The organism is Steroidobacter cummioxidans (assembly GCF_003104955.1).
The window spans coordinates 29,121-45,857 of sequence record NZ_LSRW01000046.1 but is presented as its reverse complement, the minus strand read 5'-3'; the positions used below and the strand labels follow the sequence as shown (position 1 = coordinate 45,857).

The window sequence follows — 16,737 nt, the reverse complement described above, 5'->3', positions numbered from 1 at the left end:
GCCATAAATGAACTTCCTCACCGTTCAGCGCATCATCGGCCAATTGCTGATGCTGTTCAGCCTGACGATGCTGCCGCCCGTCGGGGTGTCGCTGTATTTCGGCGACGGTCACTGGCAGCCGTTCTTCGACTCGTTTGCCGGCATGCTGGCCGTCGGTGCGCTCGTCTGGTGGCCGGCTCGCAAGGCGCATCGTGAACTGCGGGTGCGCGACGGCTTCCTGATCGTCTCGATGTTCTGGATCGTGCTGGGTCTGGCTGGCGCGGTGCCGCTGCTGATTTCGGATAAACCCGACCTCGATCTGACCGATGCGGTCTTCGAAGCCGTTTCGGGTTTCACGACCACGGGCGCGACGGTCCTGGTCGGACTCGAAGAGCTGCCAATTTCCATTTTGTATTTCCGTCAGCAGATCCAATGGCTCGGTGGCATCGGTATCGTCGTTTTGGCGGTGGCACTGCTGCCCATGCTGGGCGTCGGCGGCATGCAATTGTTGAAAGCGGAAAGTCCGCGACCCGCGAAGGACGTGCGACTCACCCCGCGCATCACCGAGACGGCCAAGGCCCTGTGGGTGATCTATGTGACGCTCACAGTGCTTTGCGCAGTCTGTTATTGGATGGCGGGAATGTCGCCGTTCGATGCCATCGCGCACGCCTTCTCGACGGTGTCGACAGGCGGCCACTCGACGCACGACTCGAGCCTCGGTTACTTCGACAACGTCGCCGTCGAGATCGTCGCGTCGCTGTTCATGTTCCTGGGCGCGGTGAACTTCGCGCTGCACTTCTTCGTGCTGCGCCATCGCCGGCTGCAGGATTATTTCCGCGATCCTGAGTTTCGCGCCTTCCTGTTCCTCGTGACGTGCCTGTTCCTGCTGACGCTGGGCATGCTGCTGGTCAAGGGGGTCTACACGACCGACACGGCGATCCGGCAGTCGGTCTTTACCGCCATTTCGGCGCAGACCGGCACGGGTTTCTTCACGACCGACTACTCGGTGTGGCCCGGCGCCATTCCGGTGATTCTCCTGCTCGCGACGTTCATCAGCGGCTCGGCGGGGTCGACCTCGGGCGGCATGAAAGTGATCCGCTGGCTGCTGATCTGGAAACAGGGCCAGCGCGAGGTGCAGCACCTGATCCATCCCAGCGCCGAGATTCCGGTTCGCATCGGCAGCAAACCGGTCGATTCGCGCATCATCGATTCAGTGTGGGGTTTCTTCGCCGCGTACATGATTCTGTTCGCGGTGCTGATGGTATTGATGATGATTGCAGGCGCGGATCACGTCACAGCGTTCTCCGCGATCGCTTCGTGCATCAACAACTACGGCGTCGGCCTCGGCGAAGTCTCCTCGAACTTCCGTTCGATCAACGAGCCGGGCAAATGGCTGTGCGTGATCGCGATGCTGCTCGGGCGTCTGGAGATCTTCCCGCTGCTGGTCATCGCGACGCCATCGTTCTGGCGTCGCTAAGCTCTGCTGTTAGCGAACGCCTTGCGCACGCAATTGCGCTTCCTGCGCTTCGGTGTTCTTGCCTCGTGCGCGCAACGACTCGGAAATCAACGTCCAGGCCGCCGAGTTTGCCTTGGGCGCATTGACTGACATGGACGCCGCCTTGCGGCCCATGTTCTCCGCCTGGACGTAGTTTCCTTCCGCCTGCCGCACCCTGCCCAACTCGATCCACAGCAGCGGATTGTCGGGCTCGATACGCAGCGCGCGCTCGATCGAAGACGCGGCCACCGGATAGTTCTTCGACTGCAGTTGCAGCTGTGCCTGGCTCACCAGCGCTCGTGAAGCGGCGCTCAACACCGGCTCGCGAATGACCGGCGCGGGCGGCGGCGGTTGCTCGCCGGGTTGTTCCGGCGGCGGCACCGGGCGTGTTTCAACCGGCGGCTCCTGCGTTGGAGGCACGGGCGCCGGCGGCGCCGGCGGCTGATAAGGAGGAGGAACCGCGCACGCCGAAACGACGAGCAAAGCTACCAACGTGGGAAGGTTTCGCTGCCAGGTAATCACGAGATTATTAGACCGTTATCCAATCAACAAAGGTTCGCCCGAAACTGAACGGCTTCGATTCAGCTTCCCCATTACTGCCGAGTCACGCCGCGCCACCATTCCTTGGCGCGCTCGCCGATCTCACCGAATACGTTGGACTGACACGCCGGCTGCATGGGCAGCTGGGTCCCCCTGGGGACGGCGATGGCGATCGGCTCGTCGCCGCAATCCGGCCGGGCTGCCAGACCGGTGGGAAATTCTATCCAGGTTTCCTGCAAGCTCTCGGGCAACGGCGCACTCCAGGAAGTTGTTCCAAGACTTGCCATCAACCGCGACCACACCGGCAGCGAACCGGCCGAGCCGGTCAGCCCGGTGGACGAGTTGTCGTCATGACCGATCCACACCACCGCCAGATGATTGCCCGAGAAGCCGGCGAACCAGCTGTCACGATAATCCGAAGACGTGCCCGACTTGCCGGCCACTACGATGTTTGAAGGAATGCTGGCGCGCGCGCTGCGGCCGCTGCCATGCTCGATGACTTCGACCATCATGCGATTCACTTGATATACCGCATCGGGGCTCGCAACCGGCGTCACTTCGAGCGCGAACGACTTCAGCGGCTTGCCTTCCGTGTCGACCACCGCACGCACCGCTCGTAGCGGCGTGCTGAACCCGCCATTCGCAAACGCGTTGTACAACTGCGCTACTTCCAACGGAGAAACATCGAGGGCGCCGAGCAGCACCGACGGCAACTGCGGCGGCTCCTTCTCGAGACCCAGCGCCACGAACTCGCGTGTCACTTTCGGCAGGCCCACCGACAAGCCGAGATTCACCGTCGCCAGGTTCATGGATTGCGCCAGCGCTCGCACCAGCGGCACCGGACCGTAGAACTGCTCGGAAATGTTCTTCGGCTGCCAGATCTGGCCGTTGGCGAGCTTCACGGCCACCGGGCCGTCTTCGACGACGGACGCGGCGTTGTACTGCCCGCTTTCGATGGCGGCCAGATAGATCACCGGTTTGACCAGCGAGCCGATCGAGCGCTTCGCATCCAGCGCGCGATTGAAGCCGGCAAAGCTGGCCTGGCGGCCGCCGACCATCGCGATCACTTCGCCATTCTGCGGGGCCGTGACCACGACCACGCCTTCCAGCGGCACCTTGGATTTCTTCTTGCTGGTTTTCTCCAGTCGATCCAGCTCCGTGGTCAGCGCCTTTTCGGCTTGCGTCTGCACGGTGGGATCGAGCGTCGAGAAGATCCGCAGACCGGCCTCGGTCAGATCCTCTTCTCGATAGTCACGTCGCAGCGTGCGCCGGACCAGATCGAGGAATGCCGGGTAGTAACCGCCACCGACCTGCGAGCCGGAGCCGACGATGCTGAGCGGACGTTTCGCCGCCTTCTGCGCCATGTCCGGCGCGATCACGCCATGCTCGGCCATCAGCTTGAGCACCATATCGCGGCGCTCGCGGACCCGCTTGGGATGACGACGCGGATCGTAATAAGACGGGCCCCGCACGATCGCGACCAGCGTGGCGACTTCGTGCAGCTGCAATTCGGCCAGCGGCTTGCCGAAGTAAAACTGACTGGCCAGACCGAAGCCGTGAATCGCGCGGCGACCGTCCTGCCCCAGATAAATCTCGTTGATGTACGCATTCATCAAGTCCCGCTTGCTGAAATGCACTTCCAGCAGCATGGCCATGATGGCTTCCTCGACCTTGCGGCCCATGGTGCGCCGGTTGTCGAGGAAATAACTCTTCACCAGCTGCTGAGTCAGCGTCGAGCCGCCTTGCTCGATCTGACCGGCCCGCAGGTTCACGAACGCGGCGCGCAGGATGGCAGAAGGATTGACGCCCCAATGCGAGTCGAATTTGCGGTCCTCGACCACTTTGAGCGCCGAGGGCAGCAGCTGCGAGACTTCCTCGGGCGTGACGACGACGCGATCTTCACCGTGAATCGGAAAGATGCTGCCGATCAGCAGCGGGTCGAGCCGGAAGATCGGCACCTCCTCGTTGCGACCATTGCGCATGTCCTCGATGCCGGTGCGACTGGTTTTGATGGACAGCAGCTGCGGCTCCTGCAGCGCATCCCAGAATTGGAAACGACGATTGATCAAATCGACGCGCGTGCCTTGCCGGCTGTAGCTGCCGGCATGCTGGGGCTTGTCGACGCGCTGATAGCCGAGCCGCTGCAATTCCTGCTCGAGCGTGTCGGCGCTGAACGCCTGACCGACGTACAACTCGGTGGGCTGGGCATACACCTGCGCCGGCAGCGTCCAGCGGCGCCCCTCGAACTGGCTGGTGATCTTGCGGTCGAGCATGAACACCCAGACCGTGAAGGCAATCGCCGCGACGCCAAAGGCCAGGGCAATGCCGGCGAAAACCTGCTTCCGATACTTCTTCAGTGCGCTCATCTCGAATACGTGTCATCCATTGCATGGCTTGCTGCGACCAGCTTGCGGCGGGATTCGGGCAAAGTGATGGCAAAGCCGGGGCGCATGCTACATTGCCCCCGCCTCTGCGCCGATACCTCGTCGCCCCTCAGGGCCCGACAAATCGTGCATGAACGATGAAATCCCCCCTGGTCCTGCGTAGTCATTGGACCGCTCATACCGGGATTTGTTGGCAATCGCGAGCAGATTGCGCGCTGGCTGCTGTAGGCCGGCGGTCGCGACGCTGGGCATGATCCCGGACTTACGCTCTTTCGGCGCAGCTCTTCAATCTGATTCTTACCTCGGCACCGGCGGAGTTGCCCATGTCGCAAATGCCCGACGTCGCTCTAGCGCGGGGTGATCCGTCGGCTGGCGTCAGCTTCAGAAGCGTCAGAGGCGGCGGTGGCTTGGCAGCGTCAGGGTGGGGTGTCTCCTCCCGGCACCGGGCACGGCCGGAGCGCTAGCGCTCCTACACCGCACGTCCATGATGAGCCCTGCTGTTGCGGTCCCGTCCATGTACCGCAAAGCTGCCGGGAGGAGACACCCCACCCTGACGCTGCCCGATGTCTCGGATTTGCTTTCCGATGTTATGCGGAACTATGCGGAATCGAGTGCTGACTCTGCCGCACTCTCCGTCGCTGCTCTCGGTGCGAGATGTGAGAAAAATTGGCGTGTTGCTGTTTCCCACGTGTTTGCCAGCGCGTATGCGCGGCACTGGTTTGGGTCGAGCTTTAGAGCGGCTAAGGCTGCGGCGCGGAGATCTTCGTTGAGCTCGCCTGTGACGCCCTGAGTGACGACGTCGATGGGGCCGGTGACAGGATAGGCGGCCACCGGCACGCCGCACGCCATCGCTTCCAGCAATACCAAACCGAACGTGTCGGTGCGGCTGGGGAATACAAACACGTCGGCCGCAGCCACGTGGGATGCGAGCTCTTCACCGAATTTATAGCCAACGAATTTGGTGTTCGGATATTTCGTTTCCAGCTCGGCGCGCGCCGGACCGTCACCGACGACGACCTTGGTGCCCGGCAGGTCGAGCTTCAAGAACGCTTCGATATTCTTCTCGATCGCGACTCGGCCTAGATACATTGCAATGGGCCGGGGGAAAGCGAGGAAGCTCTTGGCCCGCGGCTTGAACAAAGAAACATCCACACCGCGAGTCCAGCGCACGATGTTCTTGAAGCCGCGTGATTCGAGCAAACGTTGCATGGCCGGCGTTGCCACCATGGTTCGCGCAGCGGCTGAATGAAAGCGACGCAGATGGGCGTAACTCACGGCGAGTGGAATCGGCACTCGCGCGCGAACGTACTCCGGAAATTGCGTGTGGTACGACGTCGTGAAAGGAAAACGCCGGCGCAAACACCATTTCCGCGCAGCTGCGCCCAATGTTCCCTCAGTGGCGATGTGAATCGCGTCCGGTCCAAAATCTTCGAGCAATTCGGACAGGCGCCCGTACGGCAGCCAGGACAGCCTGATTTCCGGGTACGTCGGACAGGGAAATGTCTTGAACTGATTCGGCTCGATGACGCACGCGTCGTGACCGAGCGCGCGCAAGCCATCGGCGGTCGTGCTCAACGTTTTGACGACACCATTGGTTTGCGGCCGCCAGGCATCTGTAACGATCGCTATCTTCACGCCGCCTGTCCGATCGGCAGTGTCGCAACCATCCCCGTGTGCGCCACTACTTGTTTCTGTTCCGTCCAACGCAGCAACGACATGCGACCTTCGTCATCCTCGGTCAGCACCGTGCAGCTCTCGACCCAATCGCCATCGTTGCAATAGGTGATGCCGTCGATCTCGGTAATCTCGGCGCGGTGAATGTGACCGCAGATGATGCCGTCGAGATTGCGCCGCTTCGCTTCGTCCGCGAGCGCGCGCTCGAAGTTGGCGATGTAGGTCACCGCGTTCTTCACCTTGTGCTTCAGGAACGCGGCGATCGACCAATACGGAAAGCCAAACGCACGCCGGAAGAAATTCACGTAGCGATTCAATTTCAGGATGAAGGCGTAGGCGCGATTGCCCAGCGCTTCGAGCAGCGGGCTCGCTTTGATGACGCTGTCGAACTCATCGCCGTGCAGGACGAGGAACTTGCGACCGTCGGCGTTCTCGTGGACGAACTCGCGATGGATCTCGACGTTGCCGAACACCATGCCGCAGTACTCCCGGAACACGCTGTCGTGATTGCCGGGGATGTAGATGACCCGCGTGCCCGCCTTGGCTTTGCCGAGGATGGTGCGGATGACGTTGTTGTGTTCCTGCGGCCAGAAGAACGAGCGCTTCAGGCTCCACATGTCGATGATGTCGCCGACCAGGTAAAGCGTGTCGCACTCGACTGAGTGCAGGAAATCCAGCAGGTAGTCCGCGCTGCAGCCACGGAAGCCCAGATGGACGTCGGAAATGAAGATGCTGCGGAAGCGGAAGACCGGTTTGCTCGGAGTCGGGCTCATGGGTCACCTCCTGCGGCGAGGCTTTGCGGTGCGCGCAGACTCGGGCCGGAACGTGACCGGTAAATGACAACGGCGGGAAGATTCTTTTACGGGTCAGCGGGTTGGGTGGAGAAAACTCCATGACAGTTCAGCAGCTGTCATAACCAAGTTGGGTCGGTGGCCGGGTCAGCGGCGGCGCTTGCTTCGACAACCATGCTGCTTTTCTGGGCCCCGGCGGGCCCGCAATAACACTCGATCCCGAATCATTACCAATTGGTAACGATAAATTCCCACTCGCTCCTGGAAACTAGCTGAGCCTGGTCTTGGCGTCGTTTCTTATGGCGGCGACGCCGGTGATACCTCCACTGGGCGATCAGAAAAAACCAGAAAACTGGTGCTGAGTGGGAACATGGCGCCATGATTGGCGCGATACTGACGGTTCCGTGGAAGAAATTTGCCGTGACGGAAACTTCATTCACGCGTTCCGCGTGTCGGCTATCCTGCTGAACCATATTCATCACCGGTCTCTCATGATTGGCCTGCTCCAGCGCGTAACCCACGCCGAAGTTCGTGTTGCCGACCGGCAGGTGGGCGGCATCGAGACGGGATTATTGGTATTGGTGGGCGTGGAGCGCGGCGACAGCGAGGCACAGGCGGATCGGTTGCTGGAACGACTGTGTACCTACCGCGTTTTTCCAGACGCCGAAGGTCGGATGAATCGGAGCCTGCAGGACATCGGCGGACAGCTGCTGCTGGTCTCGCAGTTCACACTGGCGGCCGACACGCGCAGCGGCACCCGACCCGGGTTCAGTCCGGCAGCTGCACCCGACGAAGGGCGGCGGCTGTTCGATTATCTGGTCGAGCGCGCACGAGTGCGCTTGGGCGCGGTCCAAACGGGTGAGTTTGGCGCCAGCATGCAGGTCAGCCTGACCAATGACGGTCCGGTGACCTTCTGGTTGCAGGTGCCGCCAGAGGGATCGGGCAAGGGCTAGAGTTTTCCACGGCTGCCTACACCCACATGACAGGTGGGTGGCGTATGATCCGGCGGCTTTGCGAAGCGGGAGAGTCAAATGGGCATCGGTTTCAAAGAACTTCTGATCATCCTCGCCATTGCGCTGCTGGTGTTCGGCGCCAAGCGGCTGAAGACGATCGGCTCGGATTTAGGTGGCGCTGTCAAAGGCTTCAAGAAAGCCATGGACGACGAGGACGACAAGGAAACTCAGCAGCTCAATTCCCCGGAGCAGAAAGACGCCGATTTCAGCTCGACGCCTGCCGGCAAGACGGGCAGCAAAAGCTCCAACGCCTGATGTACTGAGCGCGGCGCGCAATGTTCGAAGTCGGATTCAGTGAGATCGTCCTGATCATGGGCCTGGCACTGCTGGTGCTGGGGCCTGAGAAACTGCCTGGCCTGGCCGAAAAGGTCGGTCGCTGGACCGGCCGTGCCCGGGCCATGGCGCGTCAGTTGCGCACCCAGCTGGAGCAGGAGGTCACCTTGGATGAGATGACCAAATCCCGGCCCATGCAGGCACCGCCGCCGGCCTCCCCTGCGCCGCCCCCGACCGACTCCTCGACTGATTCGTCGACCGATGCTGCCGCTACCACCACCTTCCCGGATCCATCTGCGAGCTGGGAGGCAGCCGCGCCGAGCGAGCCGACGCAACCCGCCAGCGACGCCCCTCACAATGCTTCGGGACTGGATCTGCAAACCATGGTTTCAGGCATGGAGCCGCCGCCACAATCGGCCGCCGAAACGCCCGCTACCAAAGTCGTGCAGTGAGCTCGCGCATGAGTGCTGACGAGCGCGAAAATCTTGCCGAAGGCACGCTGATCTCGCATCTGATCGAATTGCGCGATCGGTTGCTGCGTGCCGTGATCTGCGTCGGCATCATCTTCCTGCCGTGCGCTTACTTCTCGAACGAGTTGTTCACGCTGGTGGCGACACCGCTGATCGAGAAGATGCCATCGGGCACGTCGATGATTGCGACCAGCCTGATCTCGCCGTTTCTCGCGCCGCTGAAGCTGGCGCTGTTCGTCGCCATCTTCATCTCCATGCCTTATGTGCTGTATCAGGCGTGGGCCTTCGTCGCGCCCGGCCTGTACAAGCACGAGAAGCGCTTTGCCGTACCGCTGGTGGTGTCGAGCATCGTGCTGTTCTATTGCGGCGTGGCGTTCGCCTACTTCGTCGTGTTTCCGTTGATGTTCGCGTTCTTCACCACCAGCGCGCCGGCCGGCGTGCAGATGATGACGGACATGCAGAACTACCTGGATTTCGTGCTGCTGCTGTTCTTCGCGTTCGGGGTGGCGTTCGAGATTCCGGTTGCGACCGTGCTGCTCGCCTCCACCGGCATGGTCAGTATCGACACGATGGGCAAGAACCGCGGCTACGTGCTGCTGGGCATTTTCGTCGTCGCCGCTTTCCTGACACCGCCGGATGCCTTGTCGCAGACGATGATGGCCGTGCCCATGTATCTGCTGTACGAGATCGGCATCGTCCTGTCGCGCTTCCTGTTGAAGAAGCGTGCAGAGAGCGCCGCGGCCGACACTGAGCCGACCGAGACCTGAGCCTCGGTATACACCGACTTCTTTTGAGCTTCTAAGGGCCGCTCAAGCTTGCCCCGCGGCGCATTCTTCGGTGAGACTGCGCCTCCATGACATTTGTCATGTTTACCAGTCATAACAACAGCAGCGCCGCGTTCGCGAGCTGCAGCAGGGAGACTCTTCCCGTATGAATCAAAGCGTCGAACGCGATTCCACGCATGGCCCACAGGTGTTCGGTCATCCCCGCGGCCTGATGACCCTGTTCGGCACCGAAGCGTTCGAGCGCTTTACCTACTACGGCATGCGGGCCATCTTGATATTGTTCATGACCGCGGCCATCACCGACGGCGGCCTCGGCCTGGACGATAGGACCGCCAGCGCCATCTACGGCCTCTACATTTCCGGCACTTACCTGCTGTCGCTGCTGGGTGGCTGGATCGCCGATCGTCTCATCGGTCAGCAGCGCGCCGTGTTCTGGGGCGGCGTGATGATCATGCTCGGCAATGGCTGTCTCGCCACCGGCAATACGCAGCTGTTCTTCATTGGCCTGATGGTGATCGTGCTCGGCGTCGGTCTGCTCAAGCCCAACATCAGCGCCATCGTCGCGCAGCTCTATCCCGAAGGCGGCTCGCGTCGCGATGCCGGCTTCTCCATTTTTTACATGGGCATCAACGTCGGCGCGACGCTGGGCTCATTGCTGGTGCCCATGGCGGCCACCGCATTCGGCTGGAATGCCGGCTTTGCACTCCCGGCGATCGGCATGCTGATCGGCCTCGTGCAGTTCCAAGCCACCAAACATTACCTGGGCAGCTCCGGCGTCGTGCCCATGGGTGAGCCGGCGAGCTGGACGCCCATCGTCGTGTTCATGGTCGTGCTGGTTGCGGTGCTGGCCGCAGCGCTGCTCGGCATGGTTCAGGTCGATCCGGTGGCCGTCTCGAAAGCACTCAACTGGGCGTTGGTGGTGCTGGCCGCCGGCTTTTTCGCTTACCTGCTGTTTGGCGCCGGACTGCAGCTCGACGAGCGCAAGCGCATCGTTGCGATGATTGCGCTGTTCATCGCCTGCGCCATGTTCTGGGCGGGCTTCGAGCAGGCAGGCGCATCGTTCAACTTGTTCGCCGAGCGTCACACCGATCGCAATCTGTTCGGTTGGGAATTGCCGGCGGGCACGCTGCAAGCGGTGAACCCGGCGTTCATCATCCTGTTTGCGCCAGTGTTCGCGGCGATCTGGGTGAACCTGGGGCGTCGCAATCTCGATCCGTCGGCGCCAGCCAAGTTCGCCATCGGCCTGATATTGATGGGCTTCGGCTTCCTGGTGATGTTCCTCGCCGCGCGTTACGTCGTCGCAGGCGACAAGGTACTGCCGACCTGGCTCATTCTCACTTATCTGCTGCATACATTCGGCGAGTTATGTCTGAGCCCGGTGGGCCTGAGCTCGATGACCAAGCTCGCGCCCGCGCGCTTCGTCGGCCAGGTGATGGGCCTGTGGTTCCTCGCCACGGCGCTCGGCAACAACCTCGCAGGTCAATTCGCCGGCGAGATCGATCCGAACAACCTGCCCGCCATGCCGGGGCAGTTCCTGTATCTGTTCTGGTGGGGCTTCATCGCCGGCGCGGTGTTGCTGGTGCTGACCCCGTTCATCCGCAAGATGATGGCGGGTGTGAAGTAAGTCCATCGGAGAGCCGTCATGACCCGTCTTTGCGTGCGATTAACTGCAGCAGTCGCGTCCGTGCTCGCCATTGCGGGCTGCGAGCGAAAAGCAGAGCAACCCGCCGCTCAGACCGAGAGCGCCGACGCGTTCGTCGACCGGCTCAATGGCGAGTTGACGGAGCTGTCGCGCGAGCAAAGCGCGGCGGGATTCGCATACGCGACCTTCATCAACGTCGACACTGAATTCCTGAACGCGAAGGCCAACGAGCGCTGGCTGGAGTATTTCAGCGGCGCGGTCGAAAAAGCCAAGGTCTACAAGCCGGAGCAACTGAGCCCAAACGCGGCTCGCTCGATTCAATTGCTCAAGCTCGGGGTCGCGGCGCCCGCCCCTGCCGACGCTTCCAAGCGTGCCGAGCTGGCGGGCATTACTTCGAAGATGGAAGGCATGTACGGCGCGGCCAAGTACTGCCCCAAAGGACCGGAGTCCTGCAAGGATCAAACCGAGCTCACCAGCATCCTCGCGAACAGTCGCAACTACGATGAGCTCACCGAGGCCTGGACCGGTTGGCATTCGACAGCACGTCCGATCCGCAAGGATTACGTGCGCTTCGTCGAGTTGGCGAACGAAGGCGCGCGCGAACTGGGTTTCGCGGATCTCGGCGCGATGTGGCGCTCGAACTACGACATGCCGCCCGATGATTTCACCAAGGAGGCCGCGCGCCTGTGGGATCAGGTGAAACCGTTGTACGGCTCGCTCCATTGCTATGTTCGCGGCAAGTTGCAGAAGACCTATGGCCAGGAGCACGTGCCGTCGGGCAAGCCGATCCCGGCGCAGCTGCTCGGTAACATGTGGGCGCAACAGTGGGGCGAGATTTATCCGCTGGTCGAACCCTACCGTGGTGCGACCGACATGAACGTCACCGCGGCGCTGGTGAAACAAAAATACGATCCGGTGAAGATCACGCAGTCGGCCGAGAATTTCTACGTCTCGCTGGGCTTCCCGAAACTACCGCAGACTTTCTGGGAACGTTCGTTGCTCGCGAAGCCGCGCGATCGCGATGTGCAATGTCACGCCAGCGCCTGGCACATGGACGGCAAGGAAGACGTGCGCATCAAGCAATGCATCGAGCCGACGCAGGAACAGCTCATGACGGTGTATCACGAGCTCGGCCACGTGTTTTATTACTTGTCCTACAAGGACCAGCCGTATCTGTATCAGAGCGGCGCGAATGACGGTTTCCATGAAGCCATCGGCGATACGGTGAATCTGTCGATGACGCCGGCCTATCTGCATCAGATTGGCCTGGCCAACGCAGTGAAGCCCAGCAAGGAAGCCACCATCAATCAACAGATGCGGCTGGCGCTCGACAAGCTCGCCTTCCTGCCGTTCGGCAAGCTCATCGATGAATGGCGCTGGAAAGTGTTTTCCGGCGAGATCACGCCCGACAATTACAACGCCGCGTGGTGGCAGCTGCGCGAGCAGTATCAGGGCGTGGCCGCGCCCGTGCCTCGCACCGAAGAGGATTTCGATCCAGGCGCGAAATATCACATTCCGGCCAACACGCCGTACACGCGTTATTTCCTGTCTTACATCCTGCAGTTCCAGTTCCATCGCGCGCTCTGTCAGGCAGCGGGATTCCAAGGGCCACTGCATGAATGCTCGATCTACGGCAACGAGGAAGCCGGCAAACGGTTCCGCGAGATGCTGGCACTCGGACAGAGTCAGCCCTGGCAGGACACGTTGGAGAAACTGACCGGCACACGGCAGATGGACGCATCGGCGATCACGGAATACTTCGCGCCGCTGCTTGCCTGGTTGGAAGAACAGAACAAAGGCCAAACCTGCGGCTGGTAATTCAATGACTACACCTGCGACCCAATCTCCGCCGCAGCTGACGCCGCGCGCGATCATCCTTTCCATCGTGCTCGCGATGATTCTCGTCGCGGCGAACACCTATCTAGGCCTATTTGCCGGGCTGACGATCGCAACCGCGATCCCCGCGGCCGTTGTATCGATGGCTGTGTTACGCGCTTTCGGCGGCGGACATATCCTCGAGAACAACATCGTGCAGACCGGCGCCTCGGCCGGCTCTTCGATCGCAGCGGGCGTGATATTCACTTTGCCGGCGCTGGTGTTGCTGAACTACTGGGACGACTTCAGATATTCGTGGGTCCTCGCGATCGCGGGTCTCGGCGGATTGCTGGGAGTGTTGTTCTCGGTGCCATTGCGCCGCTCGCTCATCGTCGAACAGAAACTGGCGTTCCCAGAAGGCAAGGCGGCTGCCGAAGTGCTCAAGGCAGGCGAAAATCCGGGACCGGGAATCAAATTGCTCGGGGGTGCATCGGCGCTCGGCGGACTGGCCAAGTTGCTGGCCGCCAGTGGCCTGCGGGTGATGCCCGATTCGGCCGCTCATGCAAGTTACGCCGGCAGCAGCATCGCGTACATCGGCACGAATCTATCGCCGGCGCTGCTTGGCGTCGGCTACATCATCGGGCTGAACATCAGCATCGTCATCGTCGCCGGCGGCATCCTGTCATGGAACATCGCGATTCCCATCTACAGTGCTCTGTTCCTCGATGGCAATCCCGAGCTGAGCGCACGACTGGCGAATGCGGACGCCGAGACCGCAGCCTTTGCCATCTGGAGCAGTCAGATTCGATACCTGGGCGTCGGAGCGATGCTCGTCGGTGGCATCTGGACGCTGATCTCACTGCGTCATTCGTTGCTCTCCGGAGTACGTAGCGGTCTCGCGGCAGCACGTGCCGGTGCGGGCGCCCTCGTGGCGGAAACCGAACGAGACCTGCCCATGAAAGCGGTGCTGGTTGGGCTGGTCGCCTTCACCATTCCGCTGGCGGCGTTGTATCAGGCAATCGTCAACGACTTCACCGTGTCGCTGCCGATGACTCTGATCATGATCGTTGCAGGCTTCCTGTTCAGCTCCGTCTCCGCTTATATGGCCGGCTTGGTGGGATCCTCCAACAACCCCGTCTCCGGCATTACGCTCGGCACGATCCTGTTTGCTTCACTGGTACTCACCGCGCTGTTGGGTAGCAACGCCGCATCGCTCGGCCCCATTGCGGCAATCATGATTGGCGCGGTTGTGTGCTGTGCAGCTGCCATCGCCGGCGACAACCTACAGGATCTCAAGTGCGGCTATATGGTGGGCGCGACGCCGTGGCGACAACAGGTGATGCTCGCGATCGGCGCGTTGTCCTGCGCGCTGATCATGGCGCCGCTGCTCAATGTGCTGAACGAAGCCTACGGCATCGGCCCGCCGACCGAGGCACATCCAAAGTCGTTGCTGGCTCCTCAAGCGACGTTGATCGCTTCCGTAGCCAAAGGGCTGTTCGGTGGCGAGTTGCCTTGGGATCTAATCTGGATTGGCGCGGCGGTCGGCGCCGCGATCATCGTGCTCGATGAAATATTGAAGAAACGCGGCTCCAATTTCCGCACGCCGGTGCTGGCAGCCGCAGTGGGTATTTATTTGCCGCTCGACCTCACCATACCGATCTTCATCGGCGGCATCTTGGCTCATTTGGTTGAGCGCGCCGTTGCGCACCCGACGAACCCAGATGCCACTGAGCGCCTGCATCGCGGAGGCGTCTTGTTCTCGGCAGGCTTGATCACCGGGGAGGCGCTGATGGGCATCTTGTTGGCGATACCGATTTTCGTCACCAAGAACGCCGACATCCTTGCGCTTCCAGAGGCGTGGAACTTCGGCGAGCTGGTGGGCCTCGCGATCTTCGCCGTGGTCGGCTGGATCCTGTATCGGGTCGCGGTGAAGGGCGCTACTTCTTCATCGTGATCACTTCGACACGGCCGGTGTTGGCGATCATGCCGGAGGCCAGCCAGGACGTGACGCTGACGATCAGCGATGCACCCAGCGCGGTCCAGAAGCTGTTGATGGTGAAGCCGCTCAGCAACGCCGCCACCAGGCTGAGCATGCCGGCGTTGATGACCAGCAGGAACAGGCCGAGCGACAGCAAGGTCAGCGGCAGCGTGAGGATCACCGCGATCGGCCGGACGATGGCGTTGACGATGCCGAGCAATAAGGCGGCTGCGAGCAAGGTGCCCGGGCCGTCGAACTGCAGCCCGTCGAAAATCTGCGTGGACAGCCACAGTCCCAGGGCGACGATGGCGGCTCTCAAGAAAAATCCGGTCATGATGCAGTCCTCGTGAGGCGACGGCGGGGCGGGTAAGCTACGGCTCACAGCCGTGGCCGGCTCGTCGCTGACGCCATGATACGACCGATATGGAGCCAGCTGACACTTCGTCAATGAGGAAGCGCAATGCCTTTTGTCGCAATCGTCACGGTATTGGCCCTGCTGCAGTTCTTTTGGCTCGGACTCCAGGTCGCCTCCGCCCGAACTAAATACGGCGTGGCGGCGCCCGCCACGACCGGTCATGCGGTGTTCGAGCGTCACTTCCGGGTGCAGATGAACACCCTGGAGCAGCTGCTGATGTTCCTGCCGGCGCTGTGGATCTTCGCGACTTACATCAGTCCGTTGTGGGCGGCGGCGCTGGGCGTGGTGTTCATCCTGGGCCGAGCCATCTATGCGATTTCTTATGTCCGGGATCCGAAAACTCGCGCGCTCGGCTTCGCGCTCACCGCGCTCCCGAACCTGGCGATGCTGATTGGCATCGTGATCTGGGCCGTGCGCGCGATTCTGTCGGGCGCCGCCTGGTAGGTCGTCATTCCGGGGGCCGGCGCAGCGTCCGATCCTGCTGCATGTTCTGATCGGCCAGGATCATCAGCTCCTTGGGATAAAGATGATCTTCGGGGAAGTTGGCCGTGCCGACGTTGACGTTGGCGCGGATCAGCCGGTTCGCAACTGACACGGTGCCGGCGTAAACGTTGTTTCGAATGCGGGTAGCGATCGCTCCACCCATCGCCGAATCGGCCTCGGTCAACAACACCACGAACTCGTCGCCTCCGAGCCGGGCTGCAACGTCCGAGGTGCGAATGGAGCGAGTGATGGCCGCAGCCACTGCCCCCAGGATCTGACTGCCCGCTTCGTGACCCATGGTTTCGTTGATGTGGGCCAGGTTGTCCACGTCAACGACGACGATCGTATAAGGCCGACCGAAGCGCTCGGCCTTGCGATGTTCCTGGTGCAGGATTTCTTCGAACGAGCGCAGGTTCAGCAGACCGGTCATCGCATCCGTAGAAGCCAGATCGCTGATTCTTTGCACGGCACTGTTCATCTGTTCGATCAACGCCGCGATGATCAACGCGACTGCCGCGCCGGGCGCCAACACACTCAGCAACTGCACGCCGAACTCGGGACCTGCAACATCTGTCTGTGGCGTCAAGGCGCCGAGCAGGAAGCCGGCCGCCGCGATCACCACCGTCAGCAATAGCACGACCCACCAGAGACCGAACGCGAGCGACGCGCCGACCAGCGGAATCAGATACAGCGGCACGAGGAAGCTGCGCGCCGAGCCGGTGGCAACAGCAAACAACGTGATACAGACGATCAGCGCAGCGATATCGACACAATGCTGACGCGCGATGGGCCGCTGAAACGCCGGTACGGTACGAGAGAAAAGAATGCTGACGGTCAGCAGACCGAGCGCGGCCGCGGCCAGCATGGGCCGCTCCACCGATTCAGGCACGAAGGCAAATTGCAGCGCGCCGATCGCCAGCGTCAGCAGTTCCAAACACAGCAATGACCTGGCGGCAAATCCCTGAGTCTGGGCCGCTGCAGGCTGAGCCGAGCGCATGCG

The 16,737-nt window shown here is 61.7% G+C and carries 15 protein-coding genes; 9 read left to right on the top strand and 6 right to left on the bottom strand.

Annotation, left to right across the window (positions count from 1 at the left end; all coding sequences use genetic code 11):
• Positions 1–7 precede the first annotated feature (7 nt).
• On the top strand, positions 8–1,456 hold the full coding sequence (locus D0550_RS21535) for a TrkH family potassium uptake protein (RefSeq protein ID WP_116811250.1): 1,449 nt from the start codon (positions 8–10) through the stop codon (positions 1,454–1,456).
• Between the two features lie 9 nt (positions 1,457–1,465).
• Here the strand turns inward: D0550_RS21535 and D0550_RS21530 are convergent, their stop codons facing one another.
• The 4 genes from D0550_RS21530 to D0550_RS21515 all read right to left on the bottom strand — a co-directional run bounded on the left by D0550_RS21530 (position 1,466) and on the right by D0550_RS21515 (position 6,845).
• A complete protein-coding gene (locus D0550_RS21530; RefSeq protein ID WP_153067259.1) occupies positions 1,466–1,894 on the bottom strand; it encodes a tetratricopeptide repeat protein in 429 nt (142 codons plus the stop codon).
• A 173-nt stretch (positions 1,895–2,067) separates the two neighbouring features.
• Complete coding sequence (mrcB, locus tag D0550_RS21525; RefSeq protein WP_116811248.1) at positions 2,068–4,380, bottom strand: penicillin-binding protein 1B; 2,313 nt, start codon at positions 4,378–4,380, stop codon at positions 2,068–2,070.
• A 615-nt stretch (positions 4,381–4,995) separates the two neighbouring features.
• Positions 4,996–6,033, bottom strand: coding sequence for a glycosyltransferase family 4 protein (locus D0550_RS21520; protein WP_116811247.1), 1,038 nt, complete (start codon positions 6,031–6,033; stop codon positions 4,996–4,998).
• Positions 6,030–6,845, bottom strand: a complete 816-nt coding sequence (locus D0550_RS21515) for a UDP-2,3-diacylglucosamine diphosphatase (RefSeq protein WP_116811246.1) — start codon at positions 6,843–6,845, stop codon at positions 6,030–6,032. The genes D0550_RS21520 and D0550_RS21515 overlap by 4 nt, the downstream gene beginning before the upstream one ends.
• Before the next feature lie 509 nt (positions 6,846–7,354).
• Between D0550_RS21515 and dtd the strand changes: the two genes are divergently transcribed.
• From dtd to D0550_RS21480, 7 genes are all read left to right on the top strand, one after another.
• On the top strand, positions 7,355–7,816 hold the full coding sequence (gene dtd / locus D0550_RS21510; protein ID WP_116811245.1) for a D-aminoacyl-tRNA deacylase: 462 nt from the start codon (positions 7,355–7,357) through the stop codon (positions 7,814–7,816).
• A 78-nt stretch (positions 7,817–7,894) separates the two neighbouring features.
• Positions 7,895–8,131: a twin-arginine translocase TatA/TatE family subunit gene (gene tatA / locus D0550_RS21505; RefSeq protein ID WP_116811244.1), complete on the top strand. Its 237-nt coding sequence runs from the start codon at positions 7,895–7,897 to the stop codon at positions 8,129–8,131.
• A gap of 20 nt (positions 8,132–8,151) precedes the next feature.
• Complete coding sequence (gene tatB, locus D0550_RS21500; protein WP_116811243.1) at positions 8,152–8,601, top strand: Sec-independent protein translocase protein TatB; 450 nt, start codon at positions 8,152–8,154, stop codon at positions 8,599–8,601.
• Between the two features lie 8 nt (positions 8,602–8,609).
• Positions 8,610–9,386 (top strand): twin-arginine translocase subunit TatC, encoded by a 777-nt coding sequence (gene tatC / locus D0550_RS21495; protein WP_116811276.1) that lies wholly within the window; start codon positions 8,610–8,612, stop codon positions 9,384–9,386.
• A gap of 163 nt (positions 9,387–9,549) precedes the next feature.
• The gene (locus tag D0550_RS21490) at positions 9,550–11,028 is read left to right on the top strand and encodes a peptide MFS transporter (protein WP_116811242.1); all 1,479 of its coding nucleotides are present in this window, start codon (positions 9,550–9,552) and stop codon (positions 11,026–11,028) included.
• Positions 11,029–11,046: 18 nt separating this feature from the next.
• On the top strand, positions 11,047–12,864 hold the full coding sequence (locus D0550_RS21485) for a M2 family metallopeptidase (protein ID WP_116811241.1): 1,818 nt from the start codon (positions 11,047–11,049) through the stop codon (positions 12,862–12,864).
• Positions 12,865–12,868: 4 nt separating this feature from the next.
• Positions 12,869–14,815, top strand: coding sequence for an OPT family oligopeptide transporter (locus D0550_RS21480; protein ID WP_116811240.1), 1,947 nt, complete (start codon positions 12,869–12,871; stop codon positions 14,813–14,815).
• Here the strand turns inward: D0550_RS21480 and D0550_RS21475 are convergent.
• Positions 14,799–15,173: a phage holin family protein gene (locus tag D0550_RS21475; RefSeq protein WP_116811275.1), complete on the bottom strand. Its 375-nt coding sequence runs from the start codon at positions 15,171–15,173 to the stop codon at positions 14,799–14,801. The two genes, D0550_RS21480 and D0550_RS21475, sit on opposite strands and share 17 nt — an antisense overlap.
• Before the next feature lie 126 nt (positions 15,174–15,299).
• Here D0550_RS21475 and D0550_RS21470 point away from each other — a divergent pair, with 126 nt between their 5' ends.
• Positions 15,300–15,698, top strand: a complete 399-nt coding sequence (locus D0550_RS21470; RefSeq protein WP_116811239.1) for an MAPEG family protein — start codon at positions 15,300–15,302, stop codon at positions 15,696–15,698.
• Between the two features lie 4 nt (positions 15,699–15,702).
• On the opposite strand, the gene D0550_RS21465 is transcribed toward D0550_RS21470, so the two are convergent.
• Positions 15,703–16,734 carry a GGDEF domain-containing protein gene (locus D0550_RS21465; RefSeq protein WP_116811238.1) on the bottom strand — a complete coding sequence of 344 codons (1,032 nt, stop codon included), beginning with the start codon at positions 16,732–16,734 and terminating at the stop codon, positions 15,703–15,705.
• Positions 16,735–16,737: the final 3 nt, after the last annotated feature.

Coding starts and splice junctions, on each gene's coding strand:
- D0550_RS21535 (WP_116811250.1), top strand. CDS start 8: ATGAACTTCCTCACCGTTCAGCGCATCATCGGCCAATTGCTGATGCTG.
- mrcB (WP_116811248.1), bottom strand. CDS start 4,380: ATGAGCGCACTGAAGAAGTATCGGAAGCAGGTTTTCGCCGGCATTGCC.
- D0550_RS21515 (WP_116811246.1), bottom strand. CDS start 6,845: ATGAGCCCGACTCCGAGCAAACCGGTCTTCCGCTTCCGCAGCATCTTC.
- dtd (WP_116811245.1), top strand. CDS start 7,355: ATGATTGGCCTGCTCCAGCGCGTAACCCACGCCGAAGTTCGTGTTGCC.
- tatA (WP_116811244.1), top strand. CDS start 7,895: ATGGGCATCGGTTTCAAAGAACTTCTGATCATCCTCGCCATTGCGCTG.
- tatB (WP_116811243.1), top strand. CDS start 8,152: ATGTTCGAAGTCGGATTCAGTGAGATCGTCCTGATCATGGGCCTGGCA.
- tatC (WP_116811276.1), top strand. CDS start 8,610: ATGAGTGCTGACGAGCGCGAAAATCTTGCCGAAGGCACGCTGATCTCG.
- D0550_RS21490 (WP_116811242.1), top strand. CDS start 9,550: ATGAATCAAAGCGTCGAACGCGATTCCACGCATGGCCCACAGGTGTTC.
- D0550_RS21485 (WP_116811241.1), top strand. CDS start 11,047: ATGACCCGTCTTTGCGTGCGATTAACTGCAGCAGTCGCGTCCGTGCTC.
- D0550_RS21480 (WP_116811240.1), top strand. CDS start 12,869: ATGACTACACCTGCGACCCAATCTCCGCCGCAGCTGACGCCGCGCGCG.
- D0550_RS21475 (WP_116811275.1), bottom strand. CDS start 15,173: ATGACCGGATTTTTCTTGAGAGCCGCCATCGTCGCCCTGGGACTGTGG.
- D0550_RS21470 (WP_116811239.1), top strand. CDS start 15,300: ATGCCTTTTGTCGCAATCGTCACGGTATTGGCCCTGCTGCAGTTCTTT.
- D0550_RS21465 (WP_116811238.1), bottom strand. CDS start 16,734: ATGCGCTCGGCTCAGCCTGCAGCGGCCCAGACTCAGGGATTTGCCGCC.